Raw genomic sequence first — 26359 nt, forward strand, 5'->3', positions numbered from 1 at the left:
GGATCAGCCGATCGGCCGGGTGACGATTACGCTGTATGTCGAGACCTTGTTCTTGATCAGTGCGACGGACCAATTCTCGGCCAGTACGCGCAATTCCTCGAGCGTACCCGTCGCCCCATGGGGAAAATGTTTCTCAATATTCGCTTTCGAATCCATCAACCAACGGGCAACGTCGATATTCGATGGTAATACGCGCATGTCGCGCATCTTGAAGCCGGCATTGGTCAACACCTGCACAAAATACTTGGCCGTTTTACGGTGTTTACATGCGATACGATCCACTTCGTCCGGTGTATCCGATGTGTATTCGTCGAGATCCACGTTGTAAAGATTGTCTGAAATCACCACCATGCCGCCGGGCCGCACTCTTCCATGCAAAGCGTGCATCGATTTTTCATATAATTCGTTCGGAAAGTGCGAAATCACGCCTCGGATGATGACGAGATCATATGGGGCCGCATGGTCCGGCAGAAGATGAACATCTTGAGCATTGCATTGATACAGATTGACTCGATCCGCCAGACCATGTTTTGCATGAAAACGGGCGCAATATTCAAGCTGCTCCCGGCTCACGTTGATGCCGTCGAGCCGCATGCAGTTAGGAAAGCGTTCAGCCAGATATTTAAGTATGTAGCCCCAGCCACACCCGATATCGAGAATCCGTTCTACATCGGGATGATCCGGATCGTCAAAACCGGCAAGGTTTAGCTGACGCTCAAAATACCGGATGCCAGCCTCATCCAGCGAGATCGGCGGCGTCGAGCGGGGATCGTCATAGACGCCGAACTGAAATAACAAATAATCGCCAATTGCCTTACGCCATTCTTCCGGATCGCCTTGATAAGTCGTTTCGATCTTACTTTCGTAATCGTTGACAGCATCGCCGCGTAAGCACCTGATCGGCAGCATTCCGGAATTCATTGAATGATGGGCAGACACTCCCCGTTGAGCATTGGCATGTTCCATATTTCACCTTTTCACATGAAAAGCAGATTTTATTTCTCCAGGTAATAGATCACAAAAATCACACGCCGCATGACCCCATTAGATCTAAAACCCAAATACCTCTACCCCCTACAAATCAGGAAACACCGGCACCGAATCCATTCACTCATGAGCACAAATTCATAACACGCTCATTCAAATTAATTTTCATAAGAAATAGATTCAATTTTCGACATCAACCCCACTTATGAAACAATCTTTGGCCTGGAGTTTTTTCACTTTTAATACTACGATCCTCGAAAAAAGAAGATGTTATTTTTATATGAAATATATTTTTATTTTTCAAGAGCTTCATCAACCAGGTAATACCAGTACAAAAATTATTGTTTTAAATCCATTAATAGAGCAGGATGTAATTTGTATAATTATTATGGAAAAAGCCATCATGCATAACCTCCTCCAACACATCCGCCTACCCTGCGACCTCCGCACGCTCGAGCGCGCGACTCTCCCCCAACTCGCCGACGAGTTGCGCGCTTTTGTGCTCGACAGCGTATCGAAGACGGGCGGCCATCTCGCCTCAAACCTCGGCGGCGTCGAACTCGCGATTGCCTTGCATTACGTATTCGACACACCGCACGACCGCATCGTCTGGGATGTCGGCCATCAGTCATATCCACATAAAATCCTTACCGGCCGCCGCGACGCGATGTCGACCATCCGTCAGCTCGGCGGGATTTCCGGTTTCCCCCGTCGCTGCGAATCGCAATACGATGCGTTCGGCACCGCGCATTCGAGCACGTCGATCTCAGCCGCCCTCGGGATGGCGCACGCGGCCCGGCTGCAATGCGTCTCGCGCCATTGCATCGCCGTCATCGGCGACGGCGCACTATCCGCAGGCATCGCTTACGAAGCGCTGAACAACGCCGGCATCGTCAACGCATTGCCGTTCATCGTTGTCCTAAACGACAATGACATGTCGATCTCTCCATCGGTGGGCGCGCTCAGGCACGCGCTCGGCAGGCTGATTGCGGGCCGAGCGCGGACGCGCGCCAAGCGGCGTGCTCAGGATCTGATGAATCTCGCGCCACCGACACGCCAGCCCGTCAACCGGCTCGAAACACCGGTCCAAGGCCAGGCCGCCCCCGTGACATGGTTCGAAGAGTTCGGCTTCGACTACGCCGGCCCGATCGACGGCCACGACGTCAATCAGTTGATTGACGCGCTGGCCGGCCTGAAACGCGTGCCGGGTCCGCATCTGCTGCATGTCGTTACGCAGAAGGGCCGCGGCTATCCGCTGGCTGAAGCTGATCCGATCCGGTATCACGGGCCCGGCAAATTCGATCCGGCTGTGGGCATCGTACCGGGTCGATCCAAGCGGAAACCCTATGCGCAAGTCTTTTGCGAATGGCTATGCGACGAAGCCAAGCGCGATGAGCGCGTCGTCGCGATCACGCCTGCGATGCGCGAGGGCTCTGGCCTCGTGGAATTCGAGCGGCGTTTTCCTGCCCGCTATTTCGACGTCGCAATCGCCGAGCAGCATGCGGTTACGTTCGCGGCCGGGCTGGCGGCGGACGGCATGCGCCCCGTCGTCGCGATCTATTCAACGTTTCTGCAGCGCGGCTACGATCAGTTGATCCACGACGTCGCGATCCAGAACTTGCCCGTTACGTTCGCGATCGACCGCGCGGGCATCGTCGGCGCAGACGGCGCGACACACACGGGCGCGTTCGATCTCGCGTATCTGCGCTGCATCCCCAATCTGATCGTGATGGCGCCGTCGAACGAGAACGAGTGCCGGCAGATGCTGCATACCGCGCTGCGGCAGCCTGGACCTTGCGCGGTCCGTTATCCGCGCGGCGGCGGACCGGGCGCGGTGATCGAAGCGGAGATGACGGTGCTGCCGATCGGCGTCTCGGCGCTGCTGCGCTCAAGCAATGCGCCGAACGGACGGCGCATTGCACTGTTCGCGTTCGGGACGATGGTGGCACCATCGTTGAGCGCGGCCGAAGCGTTCGATGCAACGGTGGTCGACATGCGCTTCGTCAAACCGCTGGACACCACGCGGCTGCGCGAGATCGCATCGACCCACGAGGTTCTCGTCACGATCGAGGAAGGCTGCCTGCATGCAGGTGCGGGATCGGCTTGCATCGAGGCGCTGGCCGACATGCTGATTTCCCGTCCAGTGCTGCGCATCGGCTTGCCGGATGCGTTCGTCGAACACGGCGAGCCGGACGAATTATTGACATTAAATGGACTCGACGCTGCCGGCATTCGAGCGTCGGTCGAGCGTTTTATCGCCCGGCTCGATAGGTGTCCCGCAGCGGCCGCCGCCAACGCAGCCACGGCGACCACTGCAACCATCCTGCCGTTCGACGCCATGCTCGACAACGCTCCGCACCCGTATTCGCTGTAATGTTTGCACTGCTATCTTTACTCGGCAAAAGAAGCGGCATTCCGATCAATCGGCAAGCACAACGGTCCGTGCCGACCACTGCATCCGCGCACGGACACAGCGGCGCGGAAATATCAGGAGACCAGATGGAAGAGCGCTTGATCCTCGTCGATGCCGATGACCGCGCCCTCGGCGTATGCGGCAAACTGCACGCCCATCGCGAAGGGCTGCTGCATCGCGCATTCTCGATTTTCGTGTTCGATTACGCAGGCCGAGTACTGTTACAGCAGCGGGCGCATGGCAAATATCACTCGGGCGGACTGTGGACCAACACTTGCTGCGGGCATCCGCGCCCCGGCGAAACGTTACCCGATGCCACACGCCGCCGTCTGCACGAGGAAATGGGTTTCGCCTGCGAACTGAGGGAAGTCGACACGCTGTTGTATCGCGCGCCGCTCGACAACGGGCTCGTCGAACACGAGTTCCTACATATCCACACCGGCGCGGCTCAGGATGTGCTCGCTCCTGACCCGGCCGAAGTCGCCGCGTGGCGATGGATCGATCTGCCGACGCTGCTCACATGGATCGCGGCAGACCCCGATGCATTCACTATCTGGTTCCGGCACATCGTCGCGCGAACGGGCAAAGACGGCTTGTCGGCATGGGCCGCCAACGCGGGCCGGCTAATCGCCGTTGGCAGCGCCTCTGCCACGCGCTGACGCACGGCTCGCCCGGCAAACGTCCATCAATCGCGGCATGAACCGATCGTCGTCCATAGGAATTCGTACACTGTCGCATACGCGCGCGCGACGGCTTCCGGCTCGACGCCGGGCCCATGCCCGCCGTCGCGCTGCTCCCAATACCACACCTGCTCATGCCCGAGCGCCTGCATCTTCGCGACCATCTTACGCGCATGCCCCGGATGCACCCGGTCGTCCGTTGCAGACGTCGTGAATAGAACGGGAGGATAGGCAACGCCCGCTTTCACGTTCTGGTATGGCGAATACGCCATCAATGCGCGCAGTGCGTCGGCGTCGTCGGGATCGCCATATTCGTCGATCCATGCCGCGCCTTGCAGCAAAACATGAAAACGCGCCATGTCGAGCACGGGCATCTCGGACACGACCGCGCCAAACAAATCCGGGCGCTGTATCATGCAGGCCGCCGTCAGCAAGCCGCCATTGCTTGCGCCTCGAATAGCCAGTTGCTTCGGCGTGGTTGTCGCGGCATCGACCAGCGCCTGCGCGACGGCGATGAAATCGTCGAATACTGTCTGACGCTTATCGCGCAGTGCGGCGCGGTGCCACGAAGGCCCGAATTCGCCGCCGCCGCGGATGCCGGCAATCGCCAGCACGCCGCCCGCTTCGAGCCAAGCGTAGCCGTCGACGTTCAGATAAAACGGCGTATCGAATTCGACTTCGAAACCGCCATAGCCGAACAGCACGCACGGCCGCGGATTGCCGCGCAGATCGCTCTCGCGGCCTATGATCCAATAAGGAATCCGAACCCCATCGGGCGCGGCAGCATAGCGACGCTCGACGGCCAGCCCCGCTGCATCGAACTGCGCAGGCAGCCGGGCAATCAGCCGCCAGGGCGACTCATCCGCGAGATCGGCCCAATACAATGACGGTGGCGTCAGGAAATGCTCGGTGTGAATCAAGACCGTGTCGTCGCGAATTTCATCGATTGCGCTCAATGACACTTCGCACCCCTGCGGCAATGCCCATTCGCGGTCTTGCCACGCGCTTTCGGCGGCAACGGGCGGCCGCCATAGCGTCACCTGCGTCACCCCGTCCTGTTTATGTTTGATGATCAGCCAGTTTCGCGTGTAACTCACGTCCGACAGGATATGCCGCTCGCCCGGTGCGAAAAGCACGGTGACATCACGCGCACCTTCGACAAATGCGGAACGTCGGAATGCCAGCAACGTACCGCCCGTCTGCATCGTGCCGCCAACTGTCCAATCCGAGCGAATCGTGACAAGCAGCCATCCGCTCCATTCGAACACGCTTGCGTCGCGTGGCACGTCGTAGCGTTGCCACGTGCCGTCCTGATCGAGCCAGAATCCCTCCGACTCGAAGAACGTGACGTCGCGCCACGCCAAATGCCGTTTATTCACATCGTCATAGGTCGCCACCACGGACACGTCATCCCGTCTGCCCTCGAAAACGACTGGCGCCGCTGCCACGTCGGTGCCTCGCTGCCATTTGCGCACTTGGCGCGGAAAACCCGACGCAGTGAGTTGCGGCGCGTCGTTGACCGCGCTGTCGTCCCAGCCGACATAAATCGTGTCGCGATCGATCCACGACACGCAGTGCCGCCCCGCTTGGGCAAGCTCGAACCCGTCTTTCACAAACATGCGTGAATTCACATCGTATTCACGCACGATGCACGCGTCCGCGCCGCCCGGCGAAAGCATCACGAGCGCGCGGTCGTAGGTGGGATGAACGAGGGTGAAATCCACCAACACCCAGCGCGGGCCGTCGCCGTCGCGATTGTTTAAATCGATCGTACCGACATCCAGTACGTCCTCCCACTGCGGCCGGCCGTCGAGCCATGCCTGCCAGGGCGTGCGCCGAACCAGGCCAAGCGGATGCGCGTCGTCGATCCACGTGTTGTAGCCCCATGCGTCGAAACGCGAACACTGTGCGATACGTTCGCTCGACGTGAGAATTTGAGCAATGCGCCGGGCACGTGCCTGCGAACGCGCGGTATCGCCGAATGCACGCATCGTGCGCGTGTTCTGCTCGCCGATCCAGGTCTCGACATCGGAATCCTGCGCCGCCTCGAGCGCAAGATAGGGATCCGACGGGTGCGCCGACGGCGACTGAGTGGTGTGAGGTTTCGATAACAATGTAATGCTCTTCCGATTGATCGACGCGATCCGAGCCCATCGCATGCATTATTTCGGATCGTCTCAAGAACACTTCCTGACGGGCTCGCGCCGGAAATGCCTGAAGCCTCTTTCATGAAGGCTCCAGGTGTTTAGTCCATCATATGTCATCCGTTGAATTGAGTAGCATGACTAAGTTGGCGGCGGCTCTGTCCAAGAGCGGCCATGAACGCGGTGAGTCCGCTTGAGTGCAACGCCCGTCTTATTCACTTCGTCGCGTGCGCAAGCAGAACTGGAAAATCCGGATCTCACGAAACAGTAAGCGCCTCCGTGCATTCGCACTGCACGACGGGACGGACATGTGATACGCAAAACCGCCGTGATGCCGCAATCGAATGTATGCGTATATATGCGAATACAAATTCAGTACGCTACCCATCTTGCGAAGTCACCGCTGTTCGCGTCAACCAACATGTTGCTTCAGCAACAAAAATCAACAATGCTTCGTTACCGGGTAATCGGTATCCGTGACATGTCGTATTCGTGCAAGTTAGCAGGGGAAGAACTGCGGCTATTCGCCAGACTCTCGCGCACGCCGGTCAACATCGACAGCGGTATCGTTCCAGAGGTGCATGCGCTGCGCTTTTTTCGAACCCGATACCGATGACCATGAGGCCAGGGTGACCAATAAGAAGCGATCGACCCAAATCGCCCGTTACCGGCAAATCGTGCGGACATTCGTCGGCTACCTCGTGAGCCGTTGACGACAGGGTCTCTACACTGTCACGAGCGCTCGCCCGTTGTTCCCGAAAACGCTCGTTCATTTTTGCAACGGGCGTTTGTAGCCTGATTTTTGTTGATTTTTATAGTCGAATTTTACATCTGGAATTTCATCATTCAATTCATCAACGGCTGCGCAAATAGATTCCGACGAGATCCTCGCAATAGAAGATTTACTTTAACAAGCATTCATCACACCATATTGAAACACGGCGAAATTGATTTAAATTTTACGAAATCAGACTGCGCTCACGTCCGCTCAGACCGTTAAGGCTGGCATGCGTACTCGCTCGCGCTTTTTTCCGCTGAAACATGAGCGCTTGCCCAGGTTTGCATGAGCAACACGCGCAACGGCCACTGAAGGGCCGCCCCGGCGACGCAGCCGCGACGTGCTGCATCGCCGCAATCGGGGACGTGGCCATCCCGATGCGCGCCGTGCCTTGTCGATTCGATGCGATCGAATTGCAACAGGCCGCCGTTACGCCGAGCGTCGCGATGTAAATTTTTTGAAAGTATTTGTCCTCACAATGCGCTGCGTACCTGCGTGGCCAATCAAGCGCCCTTCGGTGCACGCCATTGCGGCGGTACGTCACCGAATAGCAAAAATTCTCCAATGCCGCTAAAAAATTTAGAGTAACTAAAGTATATTGATCGGGCTGGGTCTGCGGCGTCTCACTCGCTTGCGACGCACAAACTCGGGCGGGCTTCACCGCACGGCGCGCGGCCCGCAATCTCGCAAGATCACAAGAGCCATTCCAAACCCATTCAGAACACAAGGGACGAGAGATGGAAGAAATACGAGACGAAGCCAGGTTCGTGCTGAAGCGGGCTGCCCGGCATGCAGGGGGAACTTTGCTGGCATGCATGGTGCTGGCATCGATTGCCGGGTGTGGCGATGACATCGACACCCAGCCGCTGCCGCCCGACCGGCCCTTTACCGATACCATCGCCTACTCGACCAAGTCCGGCGACAGCCTCCCTGCCGCACAGGTCACCGAACAAGCGGCTGTCATGCATCACCAGTGGAAGTCCGGCGGCACGATCGTCAACTATACGACGACGACGGGCCACTTGACCGCCACGGACCCGAACGGCAATCCGCAGGCGTCGATGTCGTATGTCGCTTATACCGCGCCCAGTCTGGACGGCTCACCTCGGCCGGTCACGTTTTTTTATAACGGCGGCCCCGGCTCGTCTTCGATCTGGCTGCGGCTGGGTTCGTTCGCGCCGACACGGGTTGCGACGCCCGATCCGTTGATGACGAACTGGCCGAATTTCCCGCTCATCGACAACAAGGAAAGCCTGATCGCGACGACCGACATGGTGTTCATCGATCCGCCCGGCACCGGCCTGTCCGAGGCAATCCAGCCGAACACGAACAAGACGTTCTGGGGCGCAGATGCGGATGTGAAAGTGATGCGCGACTTCATCCGGCGTTATCTTGCGGTGAACAATCGCTCAAGCTCGCCGATTTATCTGTACGGCGAATCATACGGCACGCCGCGCACGAACATGCTCGCGCTGTCGCTCGAATCCGCCGGCGTGAAGCTGACCGGAATCGTGCTGCAATCATCGATTCTCAATTACTTCGCCGATCCGGGCGAAACCTACGCGATCACGAACGGCGATCCGAGCGCGAACGCGGTGGAACTGAAGCTCGCGAGCGACGGCATGATCGGCTACTTTCCGAGCTATGCGCAGGTTGCCGCTTACTTCAACCAGGTGTCGCCGACGCCAACGGATCTCGGCGCGTATGCAACGCAGATCCTGAACTTCGTCACCGCACAGTACACGTCGCTGTCTCAATACGGTCCGACGTTCTTCTTCGCCGGCACGCCGCTGGTGCCCACACCAGTGTTCCCGGACAACAATACGCTCGCGTCGTGGTCCACGCAGACGAAGATGACGGTATCGTCGCTGAACGCGTACTTCGGCAATAGCTATTACGGCACGGCGCTCGTGCCCGGCTCCACGATCGGCCGCTATGATGGCCGCGTATCACTGCCGAGTTCGGACCCTCGCCTGCAAAACGACTCCGATCCGTCGGATATCCTGATTTCCCAGCCGTTTACGAATGCGCTCGCGACGCAACTGCCGAACTATCTCGGCTATCAGGCGCCGAACGCAACTTACGCGCCGCTCAACAACGACATCATCGGCGTATGGGATTTCAGCCACGCAGGCCAGGCCGTACCGGACACGATTCCGGATCTGCTCGCTGCGCTGCAGCTCAATCCGAAACTGAAGGTTTTGTCGTCGAATGGCTATCACGATCTGGCGACGCCGTACTTTTTGACCGAAAACCAGCTCGCGCGCCTGCAATCCGTATCGGGGCTCAATCCGAATCTGCAGGTTACGTTCTACCAGGGCGGTCACATGATCTACCTGGACGACGTGGCGCGGCCGAAGATGCGGGATGATCTCGTCGCCTATTATCAAAGCAAGCCGATCTCGACCGCGCTGTCGCTCGCGCAATTGCCGCCGCCGTGGCCGGACGAAAATCCGGCCGGCACGCCAACGGTGAAGACGGCGATCGCAGCGGCCCACTAACGTAGCAATGCAGTACGGCGCCGCCCGCTGGCGGCGCGTGCGCTCAACCATTTTGATACGAGAAACGTCATGTCCAAGACTCTGTCATTGCGACGCATCACGCCGGTCCTGATGCTGGCCGCAATTGCCAGCGGCGCGTGCGCCGCATCACTGCAAGCCGTTGCACCCGCGACGCCGCCGAAAGGCGGCGGCGTTGACGGCCCGTTCTTCCCGCGCACAGCGATCGCTGCGCCTGCATCGGCCACGACCGGCGCCGCGTTGCAACAGCAAGCGCAAAGCCGCCTCGCCGCTAGCCTCGGCGCCAACAGCACGCTCGCGAATGGCGGTGCGATCTCGAAGGCCGATGCGCAAGCCAGCGGGCTGGGCTTCGTTGCTCAGCATTTCGAAGAAATCGATACCGCTCACACCGGCAAGGTCACGCTCAAGCAAGTGCAGCAGTTCCTCCAGCAACGGCAATAACCGACCCATAAAAAAACAGGTGGGCACTCGAAAGCCCACCTGCCAATCGTCGAATCAACGCCGAAGCCGGCGGCAATCAGTAATTCGACGTCGTCACAAAAACCGGTTGGATTCCTTAGCCATCCCCGTGAATAATCGCCGCACCGAATGGCAATGCGACACGCCCGAGCCCACTATTCGTGGGCTCGGGCGTGCGTTACCGCGCTTCAGAAAGGGTTAATGCTGATTGGACGTGGTCACAAAGCCCGGCGTGTTGGTGATGAAAGTGCTCATGCCGGAGATGTCGAAGCTGCCCCAGCCCGAAGCGTTATCCCAACTGGCGCCTGCCGTATAGAGGCCGTTGCTGCCGCTCGTCACGTCGTGTACCGGCATCGTGGTGCCATACGCGTAAAGCGCAGGCGCTGCAAAGCCCATCGAGTTGCCGTGCGCGCTTTCCAAGCGGGCCCAGGAGCCGACGAACAGCGGCGAAGCCAAGCTCGTGCCACCGTTGTCGTAATAGCCGGATTGCGTGATACCGCTACCCTTGCTCGTCGAGCTATCCGGCACATAGGCCATGTAATAGCGGATCGGCGAATTGTTCCAGTCCGCATCGAACGCCATGTCGGGCACCGCGCGATAGTTGCCCGAAACCGTGGTCTGCCATGCCGGCTTCGCTTCGATCTTGCTCAGTCCGCCGCCGCTGTACGGCCAGACGGTTTCGGAAATGTAGCTGTCGGTAGTCGTCGTGTTCAAAGTCGTGCCGCCGACGGAAACCACATACGGCGAAGTGGCCGGATAGCTCACGGTAGGCTGAGTTTTGTCGCCATAAGCGCCGTTCTGCGGCGCGTTGCACGGATACGCGCCATTGTCGCCCGAGGAGACCGAGAACGTCTGCCCTTGCGCGACACCCAGCTTGAAGTACGAATCGAGCCAGGCCGTATCGCTCGTGCCAGAGCACACTTCGCTGTTGGTATCGCCCCACGACATATTGATGACCTTGGCGATGTTGTCGCTGACGGCACCATTGATCGCCGCAGCAATTCCGGCGTTGGTCGCCGAACCTTGCGGATGCCGTGAATCGATGTTGCTATACGCGGTATAGAACGTCAGGCTTTTCACGCCACCGCTGACTCCGGCAATCGCTTGGGCATCCATCGACCACTCGCCGCGGCCACTGTCGTCATTGCCCGTCGCGCCCGCCGTTGGACCGCCATAACCCTTGATCGTCGTCGGGATGCTGGGCAGGCCCTGATCCTTGGTCATATAGGCCAGATCGGCCGCGCTGTTGGTCATCGTTCCCCAACCGACGATGGCCACATCAGTCGAGGTGGCCGCCGGCACCGATCCGGCGTTGTAGACCGTCGCAAACTCCTTCGGATAGTATGCATGGCCACCCGAGCTGTTAACCGTATAGGCCGGCTTCGGCGTGCGCGAGAAAACCTGTGGGCGATGCAGCGTCTGCAAGCCGAGCACGCGATCGACCGTGCCGCTCAGTGCCGCCGGCACCTCCACCTGCGCCGTATTCGCAATCGCATCGTGCCCATGCACGTTGAAGTGACCGATCGACGTGTGGAACGCGGCACGCGCGGCGCCGACCGTGCCCTGCGCCGTGACGGCCATCCGATTCGGCGCGATCTGGACATTGGTGAAGCCTGCGCGAGTCAGGTGATCCGCAACGGCTTGGGCTTCCTGCTGGGTCGGTGCGTAGTCCGCCGTGCTTTCGCTCGCGCTCAGGAACTTGTGAAACGATGCACTTCCCGGACGATGTACTTCCTTGATGAATTGATCGAGCTTGCTTTCGTTGCGAAGCTTCATCGTGACGGTGATCGACACCGGCTCGGAATCATTCGCAGTTCCAACCAATTGTGCATTGGTTACGTTCGCATGCACTTGGTTGCGGGTTGGCACCCAGTTGCTCGCATCGGTTCCCGGCGTCGCGTCGGCAAGCGCTGCTCCGCTTGCTGCAAACGCGATAGCCAATGCAGCCGCCAAGCGGCCTTGCTTGAACACTCGTGACGTGGTCTTTTTCATGTTGGGTCTCGTTTCATTAATCATTTTGCATTCCTATCTATTGATGGTGGATTTCATCATTGGAAAGCAACGCCATTCATCGATGCGGGGCGTTGGATATCAAGCGTGCTTCGTCTGCGTGATGTAGCGGCGCCTCACACGTCAAAGGAAAAAGCACCGAGCATCCAACTCGTCGACATCAGGCTTGCCGAGTTCTCTGCATGGTTAGCTCTAGGGGTAACTAGCACTGTTGCAGCACCAACGCCCATGGATAACGGGACGATTGGATGCGAACGGATTCGTGACCCAACGAACAAACACGATTCACGGTGACATAAAATCCCTCCCCTCCTTCCAGCAACCAATCAAAACTGGATCAGGGGATCAGCCCGGCGCTCACACGAGCGCCGAGCCGAAACACCCCCCCTGTTTCCGGTACCGCCATGATTTTTTGCATGCATCCGCATAGAGTTCTTTCGCGTTTTAATCAGCGCGGCAATGCAATTGCAAAAAAATATTAAATGGACATTCTCTCGATATTTAATCTCTATAACTGCGATCGATCCTAGTAACACAAAATGCGCATGTCAATAACTTTGTTTGATCATCATCTATGGTTTGTCAATCAATGAAGATTTGATATTTTGAACCTTAAAAAATTAACAATCCATGACAAAAACAACGGAAAGGTTTGTAATTATAGATAGGGGATCTTGATTTCATTCTTTTAAGGAATGAATGGAAGGCAGGAGAAGGAGCCCTTGGCGGGCTTGGCGCACCGGCGAATCGAATCAAATATGGGACATTTATTTCATTATTTGGATTATAAAACGGCTAAATGTCAGAGTAATCCATTTGAAAAGTTTTATTCCTCCGTCTCCTCTTACCGGGCAATGCGATTCAATTCGAGCGTATAAGCCGGCGCGTGCAAACTACCGATATCTTCGCTATCGCTCAGCAGCAAGGCCGCGAGTATTTCCCGATAACGGTGGAAATCGTAGCTGAGCCGCTCGCGCGGCCTGGGCAGCGCGATATCGATAACCTGTCCGATTCGCCCCGGCCTGGGCCGCATCACGACGACGCGATCGGCAAGGTACGCCGCTTCGTCGACATCATGCGTGACGAGCAGCGTCGTGATTCGCTCGTGCGCCCGAACGCGCAGCAACTCGTCCTGCAATTGCTGCCGGGTAAGCGCATCGAGTGCGCCGAACGGCTCGTCGAGCATCAGGATCCGCGGGTTTGCAACCAGCCCGCGCGCAATCGCTACACGCTGCGCCATGCCGCCCGAAAGCTGGTGCGGCAATGCGCGCTCGAACCCGCCGAGTCCGACCAGCCGGATCGCATCCGCCACGCGCTGCGCGACCGCATGTGCCGGCAACGCTTGGGCGGCGATGCCGAGCGCGACGTTGCGCTCGACCGATAACCACGGAAACAGCCGATGCTCCTGAAACACGATGCCGCGCTCCGCGCCGACGCCGTCGATCGGCTCGCCGTCGACGCGAATGTCACCGTCGAACGCGGTGTCGAGTCCGACGAGCAAGCGCAACAGCGTCGACTTGCCACAGCCGCTCGCGCCCACGATCGCGACGAACTCCCCTGCCGCGATGTCGAGCGAAAAATCGCGAATCGCTTCGTAGGGGCGTCCGCCGACATCGAAAGTCTTGCCCACGCGATGAAATGCAATGGCGGGTGCCGATCGATTCATGACCGTGCTCCGTTTGAATAGAGAAAGAATGCGTTCAAGCCGCATCGCCGCGGCAATAGCGGTCGGCAAGTCGATCGCGACACCTGGCATGCCGCTGACGCGGCTCGCGCTCGACGCACGGACCGGTCAATCTTTCTGTTGCTGTTGTGGCAACGTCTCGAATATGCGCTGCGCACCGGACTGCACGCCGTTTTCGATCACATAACGTTCCCAATGCGTGAGCAACGCGTCGAGACGCTCGGGCTCGGCGTCGGCAAGATCGCGGGTTTCACCGGGATCGTCAGCGAGATCGTAGAGTTGCCACGCGCCCGGGCCCACGGGCTGCGGAATGAACACGGCCTTCCAGTCGCCCTGCCGCACCGCACGCATGCCGAACAGCTCCCATCCCGTCACGTGTTCGGCGTCATGCACGTGCGATGTCGTGCGCTGAAGATAGCTTACGAGCGATGCGCCCTTCAGCGGCGCGATTTCGCGTCCGCGATATTGCGTCACTGGATGCGCGATGCCTGCGAGTTCAAGCACCGTCGGCGCGACATCCATCACGGTCGCGAACGCATCGCCGATCTCGCGCTTGCGTGCGAGTGCCGGATAGTGCGCGAACGCGACGACGCGAATCCCGCCTTGCGTCGTGAATGCCTTGTACAACCGCGACGGCGCAGTCGCCGCCTGTGCCCAGCGCGGGCCGTACCACACATAGGAATTCGCACGGCCGATATTGTCGAGGCTGTTGTCGTAGTATTCGCTCAGGAACTGCTGCAGGTTTGGGCCGAACACCGGCAATGCCTCGAGCAAAGCGCCCTCCGCGCCGTTGTCGGATAAAAACAGCACGAACGTATTATCGAATTCGCCCGTCGCCTTCAGATAATCGATCACGCGGCCCACGTTCCAGTCGAGCCGCTCGACCATCGCCGCATAGACTTCCATCGTCCGCGCAGAAATGGCCTGCTCGCCGGACGTAAGCTGCGCCCATTGCGGGTTTTGCGCCACGACCGGATGAGCTTCGACGCCGGCCTCGAGCAAGCCCAGCTCGCGCTGGCGCGCAAGCCGCGCTTCGCGCAGCGCATCCGGCCCGTGTGCGTAGCGGCCTCGATATTTCGCGACGATCTCGGCCGGCGCCTGCAACGGCCAGTGCGGTGCGGAAAACGGCAGATACGCGAAGAACGGACGGCCATCGTCGAGGCGCTCGCCGAGGTAATGCAGCAGTTTGTCCGTGAACGTATCGGACGAATAGAAATGCTCGGGCAGCGCGTCGACGAAGTGATCGCCTTCGACATACAGCGAGCGCGTCGTTCGCATCAGCCTCGGCTGCTCGGTGTCGGCCGAGACCGGCTCGAAGCCGTAATGGTTCGCCGCGCCCGGCAACAGCGCGAACGATCGCGTGAAGCCTCGTGCCGCTGGCGCGCGATCGAGCGTGAGTCCGAGATGCCATTTGCCTGCCATCGTCGTGAAATAACCCGCGTCGCGCAGCAGCTCGGGCAAGGCGACGACACGATCGTTCAGATATCCTTCATAACCCGGCTTCTCCTGCAACGCCGGTGTCAGCGCCTCGGCCATCGTGCCGATGCCGGCGATATGGTGATCGGTGCCGCTCAGCAGCATCGAGCGGGTTGGCGAGCAGGCGGAAGCCGCATGAAAATCCGTGAAGCGCACGCCCGCGTAAGCGAGCGCGTCGAGATTAGGCGTCGCGATTTCGCCGCCGAACGCGCCGAGATCGGAAAAGCCCAGATCATCGGCAACGATGATCAAAAAGTTCGGCCGTTCGGCCGGCCGGCGACGCGGGATGACGGAAGTCGACATGATGGTCCTGGTTTGGAGTGCGATAAAAATCGGAAACGGAAATACACGCTTAAGGCGCAAGCACGGCTCAACTCGGGCCGCGCCAGCGCGTTGCCATGGTTTCAAGCCGACCACCGAGCCAGCCGAGCGCCGCGCCGAGCGCGCCGACGATCACCGCTGCGCTCAGCAATCGATCCATTCGAAACAATTGCTGCGCATCGAGCATGAAGCTGCCGATGCCGACACCCGACGGCATGAAGTATTCGGCACCGATCGCGCCAAGCCACGCGTAGACGAGCGCGAGACGCAGCCCCGCGAACAGGCCCGGCGCGATCGACGGCAGCACGAATGCAACAAGACGCTGCCGCGTCGACAGCCGCAGCGTGTGCGCCACTTCGGCCAGCTGAGGCGACAGGTTCTCGACTGCGCGCTGCGCGGCGACCGACATCGGAAAGAACGCGGCAAGCGCGACGAAAATCACTTTGGCAAGCTCGTCGATGCCAGCCCATGCAGTCAATAAAGGAATCCATGCGAAGATCGCCACTTGGCGCAACGCCGCGAGCGTCGGAGCGACAGCACGGCCCAGCCAGCGCACGATCCCAAGCGCGACCCCCACGCCGGTTCCGGCCAGCGCACCGAGCGCAAGCCCTTCGAGCGCACGCAGCAACGTATGCGCAAGCGGCACCGGCAGAGCGCCGCTCGTCAGATCGCGCCAAGTGCCCGCGAACACAGCCGACGGCGCGGGCAGCAAACGCGCATCAACCCATTGCCAATGCGCGCAGGCAGCCCAAACGGCGACGAGTACAGCGGGCAGGATCGCGCCATTGAGTCTGGCGAGCATACCGCGCGGCGCGCCTGACGCATGCTCGGCCAGCGCGGTGCGGGGCCAGCGAACGATCCGTGCATCGAGCCGGCGCAGCACATCGTCCATCGCAAAGCCGGTAACGCCGATCGTCGCAATGCAGACGAACACGATATCGAGCTGAAACATCTGCCGGCCCCATACCATCAGGTAGCCGATCCCCTCGGACGACGCGAGCAATTCGACCGCGATCAACGTCAGCCAGCCTTGCGCGAGCGCGATTCTCAGCCCCGTCATCATCGGCGGCAATGCGGCTGGGGCGATGAGCAGGCGCCATGTCGTGTGGCGCGGCAGCCGAGCAACGGCGGCGATCTCCGCGAGCCGCGGCGGCACCGTGCGCATGCCGAACTGTGTGTGGACCGCCACCGGCACGAGCACGGCCTTGACGATCAGCGCGATCTTCAGCGCTTCGCCAATGCCTAGCACGACCATCAAAAGCGGCAGCCATGCAAGCGTCGGGATTTGCGCGAACGCGTAAAACAGCGGCGACACCAGCTCGTGCGCGAGCCGCGATCGCCCCATCAACGCACCGAGCGCGATGCCCGCGACAACGCCTGCCGCAAACCCGATCGCAAGCCGCATGAGGCTCACCGCGAGTTGAGCAAACAGGTTGTCCGACGCGAGTTCGATCGCGGTGTGCCAAACCAGCTCGGGGGTAGGCAGGATTTGCGGCGACATCCAATGCCGATGCGCCGCATGCCACCACAATGCAATCCATAGCACCGGCAGCGCCGCGCCGCTCAGCGCGCGCCACCCGGCCACGGCTCGCGCGACGCGGCCGGCCGCACGGCTCTGCGTTTGCGGCGTATAAACGCGCGCCGCGCCGGCGGGCCGAAGCGGCACGGCGCGCATCGATACGATCGGCTCGCTCGATCTCGCCATCGTCAGGCTCCTGGGTCGTCACGCATCAATAGTCATAGCGCAGCGTCGCGCCGATCATCCGTTCGTCGCCCACCGATGCCGTGTACGCACCGTTGTAGGTCGCGAACGACGCGAGGTAATAGCGCTTGTCGAACACGTTGCGCGCCCATATCGACAAGTCCCATTGATGCCGGCCCGTCGCGAGGCGCCAGCCGGTCGTCAAGTTCAGCACGCCGTAGCCCGGCAGACGCCCGTACTGCGAATCGTCGAGCGTGCCGTACTGGCTGGAGCGCAGCGAATATTGCGCGGCGATGTATTGGTCGATCTCGTGACGGAGCCGGAACTGATATTGCGCATTCAGATTGACGATCCAGCGCGGTGCGCCGGCCACCGGCCGCCCGCTCAGGCTGCACGTCGCTTTCGGATTCGGGATCGATACCTCCGACGGGCACGGCGCATTTTTATACGACGTATAAGTCGCGTTCACATACGACGCGTTGACGCCCAACACGAGATCGCGGATCGGTATCGCGCGCAAATCGAGTTCCGCGCCGCGGCTTCTCACGTCGGCCGCGTTCGACAGCACGGAGACGACGCCAGTGGGCGTTGCGACGAAGCTGGTCGCTTGATAGCCGCTCACCTGTGTCCAAAAAAGATTCGCGTTCACGATCAATCGGCGTGCGAACCATTCGCTCTTCACCCCGAGTTCCGCGTTGTTCGCGCGTTCGGGGCCGACCACGAGCGATTGCGCGCCCTGGGTTGGCGCGGACGACACCGACATGTTCACGCCGCCCGATTTCTCGCCGTGCGACAGCGTCGCATAGGCGAGCACGTCCGGCGCGAGCTTATAGCCGACATTCAGCAGCGCGGACGGGCTCAGGTTATACAGATTCAGATCCCCCGATGCGTACTGTCCGATTACGCCGTTACGCACTGCCTGCAGCGCGGCGGGCAACGGCGCGCCGCCGACCGGTGCGTTGCGGGTGACGCTCGCGGCCTTGGTTTCATAGGTGCCGCGGATGCCGGCCGTCACGTCCGCGCGCGGCGTCGCGTGCCACGTGCCTTGCGCGAACAGCGCGAAACTGTCGGTCGTCATCGTCGCGGGCGCGCTCGATGCCGTGTTCGCGAGCGCGCCGCTATGGTTGCCGAGAATCATCGCATCCGCAAACGGGCCGTAGAATGCGAACGTGTTGTTGCTCAACCGCTGATGAAAATAATACGCGCCGAGCACGTAATCGATGCGGCCGCCCGTCGGCGACGCGAACCGGAGTTCCTGAGAAAGCTGATGATCGTTGACCGCGACGCCCGTGTTGTAGATCACGGGTCTGTTAAGGTTATCGTCGTTGGCGGGCTCGAAATTCCAAAAACGTGCGGCGCTGATCGACGTCAGCGTGTGACCGCCTGGCAGCGTGTAGTTCACTTCGGCCGACACCCCGCCCTGATGAACACTCACGTGTTGCCGCGAATCCAGATTGACTTGATACAGCGCGGGATTGGTTACCGGCGTCGCACCGATCGACGCCGCGCGGCTCAGAAACGGGTTATAGCCGTTGATCGTCGGCCCGAAGCCGTACAGGACCGTCGTGCCATAGCTCGAATCCTCGCGATGATAATCGGCGATCACGCGCGCGCTCAGGTTCGCCGACGGCTTGAACAACAGTTCGCCGCGCACGCCTTCGCGCGTACCGCCGTTCAGCCGGCTGCCATTGAACAGGTTCGTCACGTCGCCGTCCTCGTGCGTGCGATATAGCACCAGCCGGCCAGCGAGCGTTGTCGACAGGGGCCCCGAGAGCACGGCTTTCGATTGCACGTAGCCATGCAGGCCAAGCGACTGCTCGAGCGACGCCTCGGTGCGCATCGTCGGCTTGCGCGTGGTGATATTGAGGATGCCGGCCGTGCTGTTCTTGCCGAACAGCGTGCCTTGCGGACCGCGCAGCAGTTCGATCTGCTCGACGTCGAGCGAATCGACCACCGCCATGCCGGGACGCCCGAGATATACGTTGTCCAGATAGACGCCTGCGCTGCCTTCCAGGCCGTCATTGGCCGGATTGTTGCCGAGGCCGCGCACCGAAACGCTCGATTGCCGGGCGTGGATGAACGCGACATTCGTACTCGGCAGCACGGTCTGCAGATCCTGCACGCGATAGTTGCGCAACAGTTCGAGATCGTCGCCGCTCACGGTCGAGATCGGCGCAGGCACCCGCTGCGCGCTTTCCTTGCGACGGCGCGCAGTGACGACGACGTCCTTCAGCACGACGGCAGGCGGTGCGATTACATCGCTGTTCGGCACGGCGGCCCGACTGCCGGGCGGTGTCGCGTCGCCGGGCGCGTCTGCACGGGGAGTCGTTGTCTGCGCCGCCGTTGCCAGTGCCGCTTGAGCGGCGTGCGCTCGTTTCGCGGCGGCATATCCGGCACCCGGCGCGCGCTTGCCGTTGATCGGGCCCGATGCTCGCGACGCCGCCGGCACCCGGGCCGCATCGGCCGCCCGGGCCGCAGTGTCTGCCTGCGCCCAAGCCGCAATGGTCGGCATCCACGCCGCCGCAAGCGCCGTCCATTTCAACCGTGCCGTATTGCGTTTAGTCATCCTGGCCATCACAACGCATTCCCCGGCTTGCCGAACGATTCGTATGCCTGCCAGTGCGCGCCGAGATTCAGCTCGCGCAGCGCGGCCTCGACGTAGCTGCGGTCGATCCACGCATCGACGTCAAACGGCCGGCGAATCAAACCCGCCTCCTTCGCCGTGCGCACGTCCTGCTTGAATGCATCGACGTAGTAGCGGTCGAGCAGCGGCGAGAATACGACGCTCAGATCGTCGGCGGTCAGCTCGTTGCGCCAGATGGACGGCGCAATGTTGCCCTGCTGCGACTCGAGCGCGATGAAGGCGTCGAAATTGCGTTTGTCCGACAGCCATTGCGACGCCTCGACCACCGTCTTCACGACGGTTCGCGCCAGTTCCGGATGCGCGCGCAAAAACGCGGACGACGCCACCAGCCCGGCCTTCAGCGTGCCGACGCCCCGGCGGCCCTTCGTGCTGACCGGCACATCCGCGAGCCCCTTGTCGCGCAGCACGAACACGCTGGCGGCCCCCCATACGGCATCGATCCGGCGCGCGGCAAGCGCGGCCGCTGCCGCGTTCGGATCGAGGTTTACGACACGCAAGTCGCGCTCGGCAAGCCCCTCGGCACGCAGCACGCTGTCGAACGACAATTGCAGCGCCGTGCCGCGAAACACCGCCACCTGCTTGCCTTTCAACGCACGCAAATCGGCGATTCCCGAGCCAGGCGTGACGGCGAGAAAGCCGTTGACGTTGCGCGCGAGCGCGGCGATCAGGCGCGTGTCGAGCCCGTTCGCGCGGCCGATCACCGCAGCGAGATCGCCGAGAAACGCGAGATCGACCTGCCCGTTCGCAAACGCTTCGTTGATCGCCGGGCCGGCGCCCTTGAAAAACGTCCAACGCAGTTCGACGCCCTGCTTCGCAAACGCCTTGTCGAGCAGCTTGTTCGCGTAGATCACGTCGACGATACCGCCGCCCGCAGGCTTCGGGCCTGCGCTCGTGTCGGGCACGGCGATGCGGATGACAGTCTGCGCAGGCGCCGCACCCGGCACCGCAAGCGCGAACGCGAGCATCGGCAGCCACAGTGGTTTCAGCCATCGAATGAGTGATTTCATAGTCGTCCTGAAAGACATGGAAAGACAGTGCGGCGCGGTGCACGGCCTGCTTATGCGGCGTGAGTGGCGGCCCCCGCGTGCGGATTCGGCTCGCGCACGCGCGTGACGCTGCGGCGGCCGTCGACGCTAACCGGCACGTCGCCCGCCAGCGTTACGCGGCGCACGACACGGTGCGCGTCGCCGTAATCGTTGACGGCGTAATGCTGCGTCGCGCGGTTGTCCCAGATCGCGACATCGCCTTCGCGCCAGCGCCAGCGCACGATGTTCTCCGGACGCGTCACATAGCTTTGCAGCAGCTCGAACAGGTGCGCGGAACCCGACGGCGACACACCGGTGAAATTCTTGAGGAAATGGCCGAGAATCAGCGTTTTCTCGCCCGTGTGCGGATGCACGCGCACGACCGGATGCTCGGTTTCGTAGCGCGTCGACACGAACACTTCCCGATAGCGCTTGAGTGCCTGCTCGTCATGCGCCGAATGGCCGTTACCGACGCGATGGGCCGCGTAGTCGTAATCATTGCTGTGCACGGCCCACAATTGCTCGGCGAGCAACTTCAGCGGCGCGGGCAGATCCTCATAGGCGGCGGCCGTGTTGGCCCAGACCGTGTCGCCGCCGACCTCGGGAATCGTCACGCCACGCAGGATCGACGCTTGCGGATATGCGTCGACGAAGGTCACGTCGGTATGCCACGAATTCGCCCGCCCGCCGCGATGCGAATCAAGTTCGAGCAAGTATTCAGTACCGTCGACGGCGGGCACCGTAGGATGTGCGACCGGGTCGCCAAGCCGTTTCGCGAACGCCTCGTGCGCGGCGTCGTCCAGGTGTGTCTGGTCGCGAAAGAAAATCACCTTGTGCGTGAACAGCGCGGCGCGGATCGCGCCGACAGTTGCCGCGTCGAGCGCGGCCGACAGCTTCAAGCCATGAACTTGCGCACCGATGCGGCCGGTGACGGGACGGATGTCGAGCAAATTCGACGCGGCGAGACTCAGATTGGTCATGACGGCACTCCGGATATGAAATGAGCAGGACGAAACAGCGCACCGGCGCAATGCGCGCAGCAGCTGGCGATAACACATGGGAAAACGACGCGCCGCGGCCGTTGCCGCGCAGTCGCGATCAGCCGCCTCAGCGGTGGCGACAGTGGCATTGACGCCGGCAGCGTGGCGCAAAGCGTGCGCGGCGGTTCAAGCGGTGGTCTGCGGGGGCAACACAAGGGTTCGGCACGTCAAGGGTCCAGTCGGAAAGATTTGACGGGAATCATTATTGGCAGGGGCGCAGCGCGGAATCTATCGCGCGTTGGACATTTGACAGACGAAGTTGGCATGCCGATATGCGCGCGGCGGTGAAATGCTTAGCGTTCGTGCATCTGAAGCGTGACGTTTCCGCCAAGCGTGTCGTGCGAGATACGGCGCCCATCGCAAGCGGCGCCGGCGCGTAATCAGCGACGCGGCGCGTGATCCGCGCGCGGCGAAGTGGCGCGCCGTAATGCCGGCCGTCGCCACGATGCATGTGGTGGGCGAGAGACCTGACATACTCGGAATGCCAGTAGCGCTTGCGCCGTTTGCTTCGCTCACGCTCCGTCAGGCCTTCAGAGCCCGGCACGCGAATGGCTCGACGCCCCGCCTTGCCCCCTTCACTCCCTCGTCCCCTCTGCGTCGCAAAACCGGCAGCAGCGGCGCGATGCGCGCGACGTGGGCTACGCCCGCGCCCCAAAACGCCCCGCACCGTCACTCGTCGCCGTCGCTGATCTCGCGCAGACGCTCGATATCGAGAATCGTCAGCCGGCTGTATTGCGCGTCGATGACGCGTTCCCGCACGAGCCGGCGCAGTTCCTTGTTCACGCTCTGCCGCGACGCGACGAGCAGCGAAGCAAGATCTTCCTGCGACAGCCGGATCGTCAGCTCGATGCCGCGCTGCGCCGGCTGCCCGTGCCATTCGGCGAGGCTCAGCAACTGATCGGCGAGCCGCGCGCGAAACCCCGACAGCGCGCTCCTGCCGATGCGCCGATGCAACGCACGGCTGCGTGCGCAGATCAAGTCGAGCACGCCGCGCAGCAGCGACGGCTCGCGCTCGAACTGCGCGAACAGCGCATCACGCGAGATATGGAACAGCGTCGTCAGCCCATGCGCGCGCTGGTCGTGCATCGAGCCGCCGCCGTCGATCACCGGAATGAAATTGATGACCTCGTTCGGCCACATGTAAATCGCAACCGCACGCGTGCCGGCCGCGTTCGTCCAGCTCATCTCGATCGCACCGGACAGCACGACCTGGATATCGTCGCACGGCCCGTTGCGCGCAAAGATCAGCTCGCCGCTCGTCCAGGTGCGCAAGTAGCCGGCATCGCACAATGCGTCGATCGACGCGGCAGGCCAGTTGCGCAGGCACGGATTCGCGGTGAATGCCGCGTGGATCGCGCGGCGCGTGCGCGCATCGAGCGCGCGGCCCGCCCGGTATGGCTGGAACGGCAAATCGGCTCGCGGCGCGCTCGGGCGGCGGATCTCGATCGCTTCGCTGATATCGCTCATGGTGGCGGTGTGGATCGCGCGGAAAGAATCGGAACGGACTATGTAAGCATTGATCCGGGAGTGCCGCCAAAGACTTCTTTTTTATGTACTTATCACCCGCGCCCGGTGCGAAGGAAGTGCCGCAATCGATCAGATATGCGAAGCTTCCGGATTGCCGCGCCGCTCATGCGTGCGCGGCCTCTTTCAACATCGCCGGCCCGACGAGGCTTGCGAGCCCGCATCCGGGCACGTACCACGCCGGCATGTAAAAGCTGCCCGATGCGTGCCACAACGCGCTGACGATCCATTGCGCGAAGCCGCCGAAAATCGTCACGCAGAATGCATAGATCACGCCGGGCGATGTCGTCCACACCTGTGGATGCAGCGTTTCGAGAATCAGCACGAAACCGGCCGGGCTCGACAGCGTCATCAGGCCGATCAGCACGCAGACGACCGCGAGCGCCGTGACGACCGACGGCCATGCGTGCTCGCGGCGAACGCGGGCAGCACGATCACGCACGACGCGATGCACGATGCGCCAATCAACGGCTTGCGGCGCGTCAACCTGTCGGGGAACCTGCCGGCGAACGGCGAACCGACAAGCGGCGCGCCGCCGCCGCGCCGCCCGCGAGCAGCACGACCGACGGCGGCATCCCGCAGGTCATGAGCAGGAGCACAGGCAGGAAAAGACGATCGTATACATCGTCGACGTGCCGCCGATCACGAGCAGCGTGCCCGCCACGATCTGCCGCCACAAAATTCGGGCGGCGCGACGTAGCGTGGCCGGCGCGCATGCCGCTGCTGCTGGCGGCACGGCCGCCTCGGCGCTGCCAGCCGCAGCCGCCGACTTCTTCGCCGCTGCGCCACACGCATCCGCGGCGGCCACCGTCTGGTGCAACGTATCGTCGAGAAGCCGTCGCAGATAAAATCCGAGCGGCCCGATCAACAAACCGAATACGAACGGCACGCGCCAGCCCCGGCTCATCAGCGTGTCGCGCGGCAACAGCCGCGACAGCGCCGCCGCCACGAACACCGCCGGGCCTGCGGCATCGAGTTTTATTGAATGCTTGCGCGATGCGTTTTCGTCGAAGGTGCAGCCGCCGCGCCGACGGCCATCGGCGGCCTTTCAATATCGGTCAAGCGCCGATGAAAAATGCGGCCAGATCGCGAAGCGATCCGGCCGCAAAAGGCCAAGCATGATCTGAGTTGCCAGTTGCTCAGCGTTGGTTGAAAATCGTGACGAAACCCGGCGCGCCGCTGACGGCGTTTTATCGACGAGCGGCTTTCATCGCCGCAAAGCGATTTCCGTCTAATCGACGGCGTGCGTCACGTCATTTTTACTCGCAATACGATGATTATCGGCACCGCCGATTGAGATAATGCGGAGCACTCGGCCAGCCGACGCCCGGCTCACCGATTTTTTGTAAATCGAGACAATCGAAAGGCCAACGGCTGCGGCAATTCCGGCACTCGCGGACAGCGCCGGCAAGAGGGAAGCAGATTCACGGCCCATGGCAATCGGCATAATTTACGGCAGCCTAGCTGCCCATCTCCTCCGGCAAATGATCCAAATAGTTTTTTCTGTTATCACGGCCTTCCTCGCACCATGCCAAGCGGCCTCGATATCGTCTGAAAATATTGCATCTGAAATTACCGGCTTACCAACCAGTTAATTCGCTCCTTAATACATTCGATCGTAGTAAGGCAAAGCAGGCATGTCAATCAGTTTATAAAGAAAACGACTCTAAAAAAATATTCCCCCATAACATTCCTCATTAAACTTGGCAAGTTTTAGATAAACACAAAAACACAAAATCATAATGCATCAATCAAAACACATAATGCCAAATTAAATCCGATCAGGAATGAATTGGCACGAAAAGTCAGACGAAATTCCCGGCTCGGCAAACGTCGCACGTGGAAAATTCTGCCATCCCGCTGCTGCGACACGGCAAAAATTGCGCACGCCAATCAATATCAATATTTGGGACGAGCAAAAAGTATCAACGATGTACCACTTTTGACGTAGCGTGTTGCCGCTTCACGTCACTACAGTTCGGCACATCGCCGGACGCCGTGATAACGTTGGGATTCGACGAGCGCGGCGTGCGCATGCCTCACGCTAAAAAACAAAATGCCGCGCAGCGGCTTTCGCAAAGCGAGACATGAACCCTGATCTTGAGATCGTCCCCACTCGTCACGACGAATCGTTTCGCGCGTGGACCCACGACTATCCGCACCCGGTCGCGAAATGGCATTTTCATCCGGAGTACGAAATCCATTTGATTCAGGCCTCGCGCGGCAAGTTTTTCGTCGGCGATCATATCGGCGATTTCGCGCCCGGCAATCTGGTCATCACGGGGCCGAATCTGCCGCACAACTGGATCAGCGAGCTTGGCCCCGGCGAGCGCGTGCAGTCGCGCGACGCCGTGTTGCAATTCTCGCGTGCGGCGGCCGAGAAGATGGTCGCCGCGTTCGCCGAGTTGCAGCCGGTGCTCGATCTGATCGACGCCGCTTCGCGCGGCATCCAGTTTCCCGATACGCTCGGCCTCGCGCTCGCGCCGCTGATGGCCGAGCTGTCGAGCGCGCGCGGCTGCCGGCGCGTCGAGATCCTGATGGCGCTGTTCGGCCGGCTGTCGTCATGCGACGAGCGCCGGCTGCTCGCCGGCCCGCGCTACCGGATCGACGCGCAGCACTACATGTCTTCGACGATCAATCAGGTGCTCGCCTATCTGCGGCAGAACTTGTCGGGCACGCTGGCAGAAACCGACGTCGCCGCGTTCGCCGGCATGAGCGTCAGCACGTTCACGCGTTTTTTCCGCCGCCATACCGGCACGACGTTCGTCCAGTATCTGAACCGGCTGCGCATCGATCAAGCCTGTGAACTGCTGATGGGCTCGGCGCTTAGCGTGACCGATATCTGCTATCGGGTCGGCTTCAACAATCTGTCGAATTTCAACCGGCAATTCCTCGCGACAAAAGGCATGCCGCCGTCGCGATTCCGCGCGCTGTATCAATTGAACGAACGGCG

16 protein-coding genes and 1 pseudogene are annotated in these 26359 nt (G+C 61.0%); 5 read left to right on the forward strand and 12 right to left on the reverse strand.

All coding sequences use genetic code 11. From position 1 onward, the window contains the following. Positions 1 to 3: 3 nt before the first annotated feature. Complete coding sequence (locus AQ611_RS20845) at positions 4 to 966, reverse strand: SAM-dependent methyltransferase (RefSeq protein ID WP_083237486.1); 963 nt, start codon at positions 964 to 966, stop codon at positions 4 to 6. A 424-nt stretch (positions 967 to 1390) separates the two neighbouring features. Between AQ611_RS20845 and dxs the strand changes: the two genes are divergently transcribed. Together dxs and idi are read left to right on the forward strand one after the other, a co-directional pair. Beyond that, positions 1391 to 3361: a 1-deoxy-D-xylulose-5-phosphate synthase gene (dxs, locus tag AQ611_RS20850; protein WP_069236436.1), complete on the forward strand. Its 1971-nt coding sequence runs from the start codon at positions 1391 to 1393 to the stop codon at positions 3359 to 3361. A gap of 125 nt (positions 3362 to 3486) precedes the next feature. Next, positions 3487 to 4059 (forward strand): isopentenyl-diphosphate Delta-isomerase, encoded by a 573-nt coding sequence (gene idi / locus AQ611_RS20855; RefSeq protein WP_069235909.1) that lies wholly within the window; start codon positions 3487 to 3489, stop codon positions 4057 to 4059. 26 nt (positions 4060 to 4085) lie between these two features. Here idi and AQ611_RS20860 read toward each other — a convergent pair whose 3' ends face one another. Continuing rightward, positions 4086 to 6194, reverse strand: coding sequence for a prolyl oligopeptidase family serine peptidase (locus AQ611_RS20860; protein WP_069236437.1), 2109 nt, complete (start codon positions 6192 to 6194; stop codon positions 4086 to 4088). 1545 nt (positions 6195 to 7739) lie between these two features. Here AQ611_RS20860 and AQ611_RS20865 point away from each other — a divergent pair. Next, positions 7740 to 9503 carry a S10 family serine carboxypeptidase-like protein gene (locus AQ611_RS20865; RefSeq protein ID WP_069235910.1) on the forward strand — a complete coding sequence of 588 codons (1764 nt, stop codon included), beginning with the start codon at positions 7740 to 7742 and terminating at the stop codon, positions 9501 to 9503. 69 nt (positions 9504 to 9572) lie between these two features. Then, the gene (locus AQ611_RS20870) at positions 9573 to 9962 is read left to right on the forward strand and encodes a hypothetical protein (protein WP_069235911.1); all 390 of its coding nucleotides are present in this window, start codon (positions 9573 to 9575) and stop codon (positions 9960 to 9962) included. 216 nt (positions 9963 to 10178) lie between these two features. Here AQ611_RS20870 and AQ611_RS20875 read toward each other — a convergent pair whose 3' ends face one another. From AQ611_RS20875 to AQ611_RS20920, 10 genes are all read right to left on the reverse strand, one after another. Then, the gene (locus tag AQ611_RS20875) at positions 10179 to 11972 is read right to left on the reverse strand and encodes a S53 family peptidase (protein ID WP_180978101.1); all 1794 of its coding nucleotides are present in this window, start codon (positions 11970 to 11972) and stop codon (positions 10179 to 10181) included. Between the two features lie 862 nt (positions 11973 to 12834). Beyond that, positions 12835 to 13656: an ABC transporter ATP-binding protein gene (locus AQ611_RS20880; RefSeq protein WP_069235912.1), complete on the reverse strand. Its 822-nt coding sequence runs from the start codon at positions 13654 to 13656 to the stop codon at positions 12835 to 12837. A gap of 126 nt (positions 13657 to 13782) precedes the next feature. Further along, positions 13783 to 15453 (reverse strand): arylsulfatase, encoded by a 1671-nt coding sequence (locus AQ611_RS20885; protein WP_069235913.1) that lies wholly within the window; start codon positions 15451 to 15453, stop codon positions 13783 to 13785. Between the two features lie 67 nt (positions 15454 to 15520). Then, positions 15521 to 17176 carry an ABC transporter permease gene (locus AQ611_RS20890; protein ID WP_197517137.1) on the reverse strand — a complete coding sequence of 552 codons (1656 nt, stop codon included), beginning with the start codon at positions 17174 to 17176 and terminating at the stop codon, positions 15521 to 15523. A gap of 25 nt (positions 17177 to 17201) precedes the next feature. Continuing rightward, on the reverse strand, positions 17202 to 19748 hold the full coding sequence (locus AQ611_RS20895; protein WP_083237489.1) for a TonB-dependent receptor: 2547 nt from the start codon (positions 19746 to 19748) through the stop codon (positions 17202 to 17204). Next, complete coding sequence (locus tag AQ611_RS20900) at positions 19748 to 20824, reverse strand: ABC transporter substrate-binding protein (RefSeq protein WP_069235915.1); 1077 nt, start codon at positions 20822 to 20824, stop codon at positions 19748 to 19750. The genes AQ611_RS20895 and AQ611_RS20900 overlap by 1 nt, the downstream gene beginning before the upstream one ends. Positions 20825 to 20874: 50 nt before the next feature. Then, a complete protein-coding gene (locus tag AQ611_RS20905) occupies positions 20875 to 21822 on the reverse strand; it encodes a TauD/TfdA dioxygenase family protein (RefSeq protein WP_069235916.1) in 948 nt (315 codons plus the stop codon). 729 nt (positions 21823 to 22551) lie between these two features. Further along, on the reverse strand, positions 22552 to 23349 hold the full coding sequence (locus tag AQ611_RS20910; RefSeq protein ID WP_069235917.1) for a Crp/Fnr family transcriptional regulator: 798 nt from the start codon (positions 23347 to 23349) through the stop codon (positions 22552 to 22554). A 163-nt stretch (positions 23350 to 23512) separates the two neighbouring features. Then, positions 23513 to 23848 (reverse strand): MFS transporter, encoded by a 336-nt coding sequence (locus AQ611_RS20915; protein WP_146011712.1) that lies wholly within the window; start codon positions 23846 to 23848, stop codon positions 23513 to 23515. A gap of 141 nt (positions 23849 to 23989) precedes the next feature. Continuing rightward, positions 23990 to 24361 carry a hypothetical protein gene (locus AQ611_RS20920; RefSeq protein ID WP_069235919.1) on the reverse strand — a complete coding sequence of 124 codons (372 nt, stop codon included), beginning with the start codon at positions 24359 to 24361 and terminating at the stop codon, positions 23990 to 23992. 1132 nt (positions 24362 to 25493) lie between these two features. Between AQ611_RS20920 and AQ611_RS20925 the strand changes: the two are divergent. Beyond that, positions 25494 to 26354 (forward strand): annotated as a pseudogene (locus AQ611_RS20925) (AraC family transcriptional regulator); the annotation flags it as partial. Positions 26355 to 26359: the final 5 nt, after the last annotated feature.

Origin of the sequence: Burkholderia singularis (assembly GCF_001718875.1) — a bacterium.
Classification (GTDB): domain Bacteria; phylum Pseudomonadota; class Gammaproteobacteria; order Burkholderiales; family Burkholderiaceae; genus Burkholderia; species Burkholderia singularis.

Bases quoted from the DNA above. Each gene is read 5' to 3' on its own strand.
- AQ611_RS20845 (WP_083237486.1), bottom strand. From the start codon at position 966: ATGGAACATGCCAATGCTCAACGGGGAGTGTCTGCCCATCATTCAATG.
- AQ611_RS20875 (WP_180978101.1), bottom strand. From the start codon at position 11,972: ATGAAAAAGACCACGTCACGAGTGTTCAAGCAAGGCCGCTTGGCGGCT.
- AQ611_RS20900 (WP_069235915.1), bottom strand. From the start codon at position 20,824: ATGAAATCACTCATTCGATGGCTGAAACCACTGTGGCTGCCGATGCTC.
- AQ611_RS20880 (WP_069235912.1), bottom strand. From the start codon at position 13,656: ATGAATCGATCGGCACCCGCCATTGCATTTCATCGCGTGGGCAAGACT.
- AQ611_RS20870 (WP_069235911.1), top strand. From the start codon at position 9,573: ATGTCCAAGACTCTGTCATTGCGACGCATCACGCCGGTCCTGATGCTG.
- idi (WP_069235909.1), top strand. From the start codon at position 3,487: ATGGAAGAGCGCTTGATCCTCGTCGATGCCGATGACCGCGCCCTCGGC.
- AQ611_RS20885 (WP_069235913.1), bottom strand. From the start codon at position 15,453: ATGTCGACTTCCGTCATCCCGCGTCGCCGGCCGGCCGAACGGCCGAAC.
- AQ611_RS20865 (WP_069235910.1), top strand. From the start codon at position 7,740: ATGGAAGAAATACGAGACGAAGCCAGGTTCGTGCTGAAGCGGGCTGCC.
- AQ611_RS20905 (WP_069235916.1), bottom strand. From the start codon at position 21,822: ATGACCAATCTGAGTCTCGCCGCGTCGAATTTGCTCGACATCCGTCCC.
- AQ611_RS20910 (WP_069235917.1), bottom strand. From the start codon at position 23,349: ATGAGCGATATCAGCGAAGCGATCGAGATCCGCCGCCCGAGCGCGCCG.
- dxs (WP_069236436.1), top strand. From the start codon at position 1,391: ATGCATAACCTCCTCCAACACATCCGCCTACCCTGCGACCTCCGCACG.
- AQ611_RS20895 (WP_083237489.1), bottom strand. From the start codon at position 19,748: ATGGCCAGGATGACTAAACGCAATACGGCACGGTTGAAATGGACGGCG.
- AQ611_RS20890 (WP_197517137.1), bottom strand. From the start codon at position 17,176: ATGGCGAGATCGAGCGAGCCGATCGTATCGATGCGCGCCGTGCCGCTT.